Origin of the sequence: Brevundimonas sp., from assembly GCF_019636155.1 — a bacterium.
In the GTDB taxonomy this organism is placed as follows: domain Bacteria; phylum Pseudomonadota; class Alphaproteobacteria; order Caulobacterales; family Caulobacteraceae; genus Brevundimonas.
Window position 1 is genome coordinate 24,678 of sequence record NZ_JAHBYB010000016.1, and the last position, 6,207, is coordinate 30,884.

At 67.6% G+C, this 6,207-nt stretch carries 6 protein-coding genes, 1 tRNA gene and 2 rRNA genes; 1 reads left to right on the forward strand and 8 read right to left on the reverse strand.

What is annotated here, in order from left to right; all coding sequences use genetic code 11:
- Positions 1-133: 133 nt before the first annotated feature.
- Complete coding sequence (locus KF910_RS13175; RefSeq protein ID WP_292263617.1) at positions 134-1,144, forward strand: DNA topoisomerase IB; 1,011 nt, start codon at positions 134-136, stop codon at positions 1,142-1,144.
- A 142-nt stretch (positions 1,145-1,286) separates the two neighbouring features.
- Here KF910_RS13175 and tdh read toward each other — a convergent pair whose 3' ends face one another.
- From tdh to KF910_RS13215, 8 genes are all read right to left on the reverse strand, one after another.
- The gene (gene tdh / locus KF910_RS13180) at positions 1,287-2,327 is read right to left on the reverse strand and encodes an L-threonine 3-dehydrogenase (RefSeq protein WP_416354714.1); all 1,041 of its coding nucleotides are present in this window, start codon (positions 2,325-2,327) and stop codon (positions 1,287-1,289) included.
- 170 nt (positions 2,328-2,497) lie between these two features.
- Entirely contained in the window at positions 2,498-3,688 is a 1,191-nt protein-coding gene (locus KF910_RS13185; protein ID WP_292263620.1) for a glycine C-acetyltransferase, read from the reverse strand.
- Positions 3,689-3,734: 46 nt separating this feature from the next.
- Positions 3,735-4,673, reverse strand: coding sequence for a DUF4232 domain-containing protein (locus tag KF910_RS13190; protein WP_292263622.1), 939 nt, complete (start codon positions 4,671-4,673; stop codon positions 3,735-3,737).
- A 49-nt stretch (positions 4,674-4,722) separates the two neighbouring features.
- Positions 4,723-5,115, reverse strand: coding sequence for an endonuclease III domain-containing protein (locus KF910_RS13195; protein WP_292263623.1), 393 nt, complete (start codon positions 5,113-5,115; stop codon positions 4,723-4,725).
- Positions 5,112-5,429: a hypothetical protein gene (locus tag KF910_RS13200; protein WP_292263624.1), complete on the reverse strand. Its 318-nt coding sequence runs from the start codon at positions 5,427-5,429 to the stop codon at positions 5,112-5,114. The genes KF910_RS13195 and KF910_RS13200 overlap by 4 nt, the downstream gene beginning before the upstream one ends.
- A gap of 173 nt (positions 5,430-5,602) precedes the next feature.
- Positions 5,603-5,679, reverse strand: a tRNA-Met gene (locus KF910_RS13205).
- A gap of 50 nt (positions 5,680-5,729) precedes the next feature.
- Positions 5,730-5,844, reverse strand: a 5S ribosomal RNA gene (rrf, locus tag KF910_RS13210).
- Positions 5,845-5,926: 82 nt separating this feature from the next.
- Positions 5,927-6,207: ribosomal RNA gene (locus KF910_RS13215) — 23S ribosomal RNA — on the reverse strand; the annotation flags it as partial.

The window sequence follows — 6,207 nt, forward strand, 5'->3', positions numbered from 1 at the left end:
CCTCGGGACAAGCCCGAGGGTGACGGAGTGCTGAAAGTCTTTATGAAACTTGGACTCGGTTATGTGTCCGCATCCTGAAGGAACCGCGCCCCTCGCCCTTCGTTGCCGTGTGCGGACAAAGGGACGGGCGGCGATGGCGGAGGGATCGGCGGGCTTTGCGACAGAGACGGCGCCGCCGGGCCTGACCTGGTGCAGCGACGACAATCCCGGCCTGACCCGGCGCCGGTCAGGCAAGGGCTTCGCCTATCGGGATGGCGACGGAAAGCCGGTCCGCGACGCCCGCACGCTGGAACGCATCCGCGCCCTGGCCATCCCCCCGGCCTGGACCGAGGTGTGGATCTGCTCACGCGCCAACGGCCATATCCAGGCCACCGGCCGCGATGCGCGCGGGCGAAAGCAGTATCGCTATCACGACGACTGGAGCCGCCATGCGGCCGAGACCAAGTTCGAGCGCCTGGCCGACTTCGCCCGCGCCCTGCCCCGGCTGCGCGACCGGGTCGAGGCCGACCTGGGGCGGCGCGGCTTCACCCGAGACAAGGCCCTGGCTACCGCCGTGCGCCTGCTGGAGATCACCCTGATCCGGGTCGGCAACGCCCAGTACGCCAAGCAGAACCGCTCCTATGGCCTGACCACCCTGCACAAGCGGCATCTGGATGTGGACGGCGCAGCCCTGACCTTCGCCTTCAAGGGCAAGAGCGGGGTCGAGCACATGGTGCGGTTACGCGACCGGCGTCTGGCGCGGGTGGTGCGGGCCATGCGCGACCTGCCGGGGCAACAGCTGTTCAAATACCGCGACGACGAGGGCGTGCTGCGACCGGTCACCTCGGATGACGTCAACGCCTATATCCGCGAGGCCATCGGCGACGACTTCTCGGCCAAGGACTTCCGCACCTGGGCCGGCACAGTCTCGGCGGCGCGGGCGCTACGGGATTCAGAGGCGCCGACCTCGCCCATCGATGCGAAGACGAAGATCACCGTCTGCGTGAAGGCGGTGGCGGGCCTGCTGGGCAACACCCCGACCGTGTGCCGGTCGTCCTATGTCCACCCGGCGGTGTTCGAGATGTTCGAGACCGGACGGATCGCAGAGTTGCCGGGGTCGGAAGCCAAGGGGTTTGAGACTGCGCTGATCCGCCGGCTGGCCTAGCGTCTCCTCCCCATCGTCGATGGGGAGGTGGATCGGCGGCGAAGCCGGCGAGACGGAGGGGGTCGTGTCTTCGTGACGCGAAGAGCCCCTCCACCGCTTTCGGCGGTCCCCCTCCCCATGGAATGGGGAGGAGACGAAGGGGTTACGCCGCGCGGTCCCAGTCCAGCACCACCTTGCCCGACTGGCCGGCCTTCATGACCTCGAAGCCTTCGCGGAAGCGGTCATAGGAATACTGGTGGGTGATCAGCGGCTGCAGGTCCAGGCCGGCCTTCAGCAGGCCCAGCATCTTGCGCCAGGTGGTGAACATCTCGCGGCCATAGACGCCCTTGATGGTCAGGGCCTTCAGGATGATGGCGCCCCAGTCCGTCTCCATCGGCTTGGACGGAATGCCCAGCAGCGCCATGCCGCCGCCCATGATCAGGGTGTCGACGCACTGTTTGAAGGCGATGGGCGAACCCGACATCTCCAGCGCCACATCAAAGCCGACCTTCAGGCCCAGTTCGTGCATGACGTCGTGCAGGTCTTCCCTGGTGGTGTTCACCGTGCGCACGCCCGGCGCCACCTTCTGGGCCAGGTCCAGGCGGAAATCGTTGATGTCGGTCAGCACCACCGTGCGGGCGCCGGCATGGCGCGCCACGGCGGCGGCCATCATGCCGATCGGCCCGGCGCCGGTGACCAGAACGTCCTCGCCCAACAGGTCGAATTGCTGGGCCGTGTGCACCGCATTGCCGAACGGGTCCAGGATGGCGCCGATCTCATAGGGCACGTCGTCCGGCAGCTCGATCACGTTGAAGGCCGGGGCCACGACATATTCGGCGAAGGCGCCCTGGCGGTTCACCCCGATGCCGCGGGTATGGGGGTCCAGGTGGAAATGGCCGGCGCGGGCCGCCTCGCTGTTCAGGTCGATGACGTGACCCTCGGCCGAGACGCGCTGACCGACCTTGAGCCTGCGATCCACGTCCTTGCCGATGGCGACGATCTCGCCGGCGAACTCATGGCCGGTGATCATGGGGACGGGGACGTTCTTCTGGGACCACTCGTCCCAGTTCCAGATGTGGATGTCGGTGCCGCAGACGGCCGTTCGCTTGACGCGGATCAGCACATCCTCGTCGCCCGGCGTCGGCACGGGTGCGTCGATCAGCTCCAGCCCCTCGGCGGGCTTGGTCTTTGCCAGGGCCTTCATGGTGTCGGTCATCAGATCACTCCTGTTCCAAAGCCCCCCTCCCGAGAGGAGAGGGGTTGGGGTGAGGGCGACCGGCGCGAACGCTCGGGCGCCGTAGCCCCTCACCCTTTCGCCTGACCGATCGCTGCGCTCTCGGGGGCTCAAGCCCTCTCCCGCCGGGAGAGGGAGGTTTAAATCACGCCCAGTTCCCGCCCGGCCGTCTTGAACGCGTCCACCGCCTGATCGATTTGCTCGAACGTATGCGCCGCCGACATCTGGGTGCGGATGCGGGCCTGGCCGCGCGGCACGACGGGGAAGGAAAAGCCGATCACATAGACGCCAAGCTCCAGCATCCGGGCGGCCATGTCCTGGGCCAGCTTGGCGTCGCCCAGCATGACCGGAATGATCGGGTGTTCGCCCGGCAGCAGGGTGAACCCCGCCTTCGTCATCGCCGCGCGATAGCGGGCGGCGTTGGCGAACAGCTGGGTCCGCAGGGCGTCGCCTTCCGACCCCGCCGCGATGCGGATCGCCTCCAGGCTGGACCCGCACACCGCCGGCGACAGGGCGTTGGAGAACAGATAGGGCCGCGCCCGCTGTTTCAGCAGCTCCACCACCGGCCGGGTTGCGCAGATGAAGCCGCCCATGGCCCCGCCCAGCGCCTTGCCGAAGGTGCCGGTGACGAAATCGACCTTCACCCCGTGGTGCGCATACGACCCCCGCCCCTGCGGCCCCATGAAGCCGGTGGCGTGGCAGTCGTCGACCATGATCAGGGCGTCGTATTTGTCGGCCAGTGCCCGGATGTCTTTCAAACGGGCCACATAGCCGTCCATCGAGAAGGCGCCGTCGGTGGCGATGATGATGTCGCGCGCGCCGTCGGCCCGGGCCTGCTTCAGCTGGGCCTCCAGGTCATCCATGTCCGAGTTGGCGAAGCGATACCGTTTCGCCTTGCACAGCCGCACCCCGTCGATGATCGAGGCGTGGTTCAGGCTGTCGGACACAATGGCGTCGTCCGCCCCGAACAGGGGTTCGAAGATCCCGCCGTTGGCGTCGAAGGCGGCGGCGAACAGGATGGCGTCCTCGAACCCCAGATAGCCGGCGATGGCCGCTTCCAGTTCCTTGTGGATCTCCAGCGTGCCGCAGATGAAGCGCACCGAGGCCGTGCCCGCGCCCCAGCGCTCTTGCGCCGCGATCCCCGCCTGGGCCACCCGCTCGTCGCCCGCCAGGCCCAGATAGTTGTTGGCGCAGAAATTCAGCACCTCGCGCCCGCCGACCCGGATGACCGGCCCCTGGCGGCTGGCGATCACCCGTTCGGGCTTGGTCAGGCCCTGCTGGCCGATGTCGGACAGTTCCTGGGCGATACGGTCGTGGAAACCCTGCGTCATGGCCGCTCCGCTACGCCGAATCCGCCGACGACGCCAGAGCGGGCGATCAGGTTCGCGCGCCCCTCACGGCAGATGGCGCAGCGGGAGGCGCGGGTTGACGATCCGGCTCGGCCACCGGCCGCACCGGGCTGACCTGGACCCGGCCGCCGCAGGGGGTGAAGCTCTTGTCCAGACTGACCGCCGCCGTGTCGCCCGGCGCCGTCACCCGCACCCGCGCCCCGGCCGGGCAGGTCTTCTCGCCCTGATCCTCATGCGGCATCACGTTCCAGGCCAGGTCGAAATAGGCCCTGCCCTGGGGCGCCAGTTCGACTGGGGCGGGCGGCTGGCCGTTGCGGAAATAGCTGCCCGGGTTCTGTTCGGTGCGGACGGTGGTCAGGTTGCGGCCGCGCGCGTCCTGTACCGTCAGGCCCGGATAGCCGGTCAGGCTGCAGGCCGTCGTCCCCATGTTCTGCAGCGACAATATGGTGACCCGGTTGCCGGCCCCGGCGTCGCCGCCCGCCTCGGCCAGCTTCAGCTGAGGCCCGCGACAGGGGGCGGAAGCCGGGGTCACGCCGGGCGCCGGCGCCTGGACGGGCGGAACGGGCTCGCCCGGCGCGGTCGCCGGCGTCGGCCGGCTGCACCGTTCCAGAACCGCCACCCCGACATCGTCATTGGGGCCCAGGCGGCTGAGTGTCGCGGTCTCCTGCGGTCCGCGCGCGGCGCTCCACCACTCCAGCCCAGACCCTGCATAGCGGGCGCCGCTGGCCGAAACCACGGTGCGCAGGGTGTAGGTCTGGCCCTTGTAGGTCACCTGGGCCGTCGAGGCGTCGGGATACTGGACCTCGACCGTCTGGCCGCTTTCGCAGGCATAGCCGACCGGCGGCGCCGGCGGCGTCTGGGGCGCGGGCGAGGGCTCGACCGGCTGCGGCGGCTGTTCGGCGCCCTGCTGGGTGCAGGCGGCGGCCAGGGCCATCACGGCGACGGCGGCGGTCAAGCGAAGGCTCATGGTGGTGTCCATCAGGGTTAAGGCTCGGTCGGATCAACGTGCGTTCAGGCTAAAGGCTCCGCTTGGCCGCGCAAGCGGCGCCGATGGGACAACGGCCGCAGTCCGGATCGGTCGGCCGGCATCGCGTCTGGCCCAGGCGCTTCAGCTGAAGGTGAAAATCCGCCAGGTCCGACGCCGCCCAGTCGTCGGGCAGCGCGGCCATCATCATTTCCCAGGCCTGGCCGATGTCGGCGTCATGGGCGACCAGCCCGTATCGGCCGGCGACCCGCAGGACGTGGCTGTCCACAACCATCGACCGGCGGTTCAGGGAGCTGAAATTCAGGACGGACGCCGCGACCATGGGCCCCGTGTTCGGCAGGCCTTCCAGCCAGGCAGGCGCCGCCTCGATCGGCCAATCCTGCAGGAAATCCAGCGACAGACCGCCGGTCCGGGCGCGGATCACACGAAGGGCGGCGACCAGGCGCTCGGCCTTGTCCCGGGCGAAGGTGACCTCGCGGCGATATGCGGCAGGGCGGCCGCCAAGGCGGTCCCGTCGGGATAGGCGGCGGCCAGGGCGAAGAAGGCCTGCCACGAGACGGCGTCATAGGTCCTGGCGCCAAGACTGGAGCGGATGAGCTGGCTGAGCGGGCCCAGCCGATCACCCCCCGGGATCTGGCCCTGACAGCCTCGGCCGGGGACATGATCGTCCAGCTGCATCCCGGCACGGCCACCCGCTACCACCAGCTGGTCGAGCAACTTCAGGCCACGATCGGGCAAAGTCGCGGACGACGCCGATGTCGAGCGCACAAACGAAAACGCCCGTGCGGCGCTGCGGGCGCTCATCACGGGCGTTCGAGTGATTCCGGCCAATGGCCGTGGAAATTATGAGTTGGACCTGGAAGGCGATCTAGCCCCGCTCCTGGAGGCAGGAAGCGGGGCTAGGTTATCGTTGGGTGCGGGAGGTGGATTTGAACCACCGACCTTCAGGTTATGAGCCTGACGAGCTACCGGGCTGCTCCATCCCGCGGCAAGCCGGGTTGTGAAGGAAGAACACGTTCATTTCTGTCTGTTCGGTAGACCCGGCAGCGACCTACTCTCCCGCGCCTTGAGACGAAGTACCATTGGCTCTGGAGGGCTTAACGACCGAGTTCGGAATGGGATCGGGTGGGGAACCTCCGACATAGCCACCAGGTCAACCGAACAGACAGAAAGCGTGAAGACATTGTCGGACGATCGACTGTCAGGGTCGATCATCGAATGAGTTTTGCTGAGAAACGATCAAACCGATCGGATTATTAGTACCGGTAAGCTTCATGCGTCGCCGCACTTCCACACCCGGCCTATCAACGTGGTAGTCTTCCACGATCCTCAGCGAAGCCTTGTTTTGAGGTTAGTTTCCCGCTTAGATGCTTTCAGCGGTTATCTATTCCATACTTAGCTACCCTGCTGCACAGCTGGCGCCATGACAGGTCCACCAGAGGTATGTCCATCCCGGTCCTCTCGTACTAGGGACAGATCCTCTCAAGCTTCGAACACCCACGGCAGATAGGGACCA

What these genes read in the sequence shown, in the direction of transcription:
- tdh (WP_416354714.1), bottom strand. Translation starts at nt 2,327, where the DNA reads ATGAAGGCCCTGGCAAAGACCAAGCCCGCCGAGGGGCTGGAGCTGATC.
- KF910_RS13175 (WP_292263617.1), top strand. Translation starts at nt 134, where the DNA reads ATGGCGGAGGGATCGGCGGGCTTTGCGACAGAGACGGCGCCGCCGGGC.
- KF910_RS13185 (WP_292263620.1), bottom strand. Translation starts at nt 3,688, where the DNA reads ATGACGCAGGGTTTCCACGACCGTATCGCCCAGGAACTGTCCGACATC.
- KF910_RS13190 (WP_292263622.1), bottom strand. Translation starts at nt 4,673, where the DNA reads ATGAGCCTTCGCTTGACCGCCGCCGTCGCCGTGATGGCCCTGGCCGCC.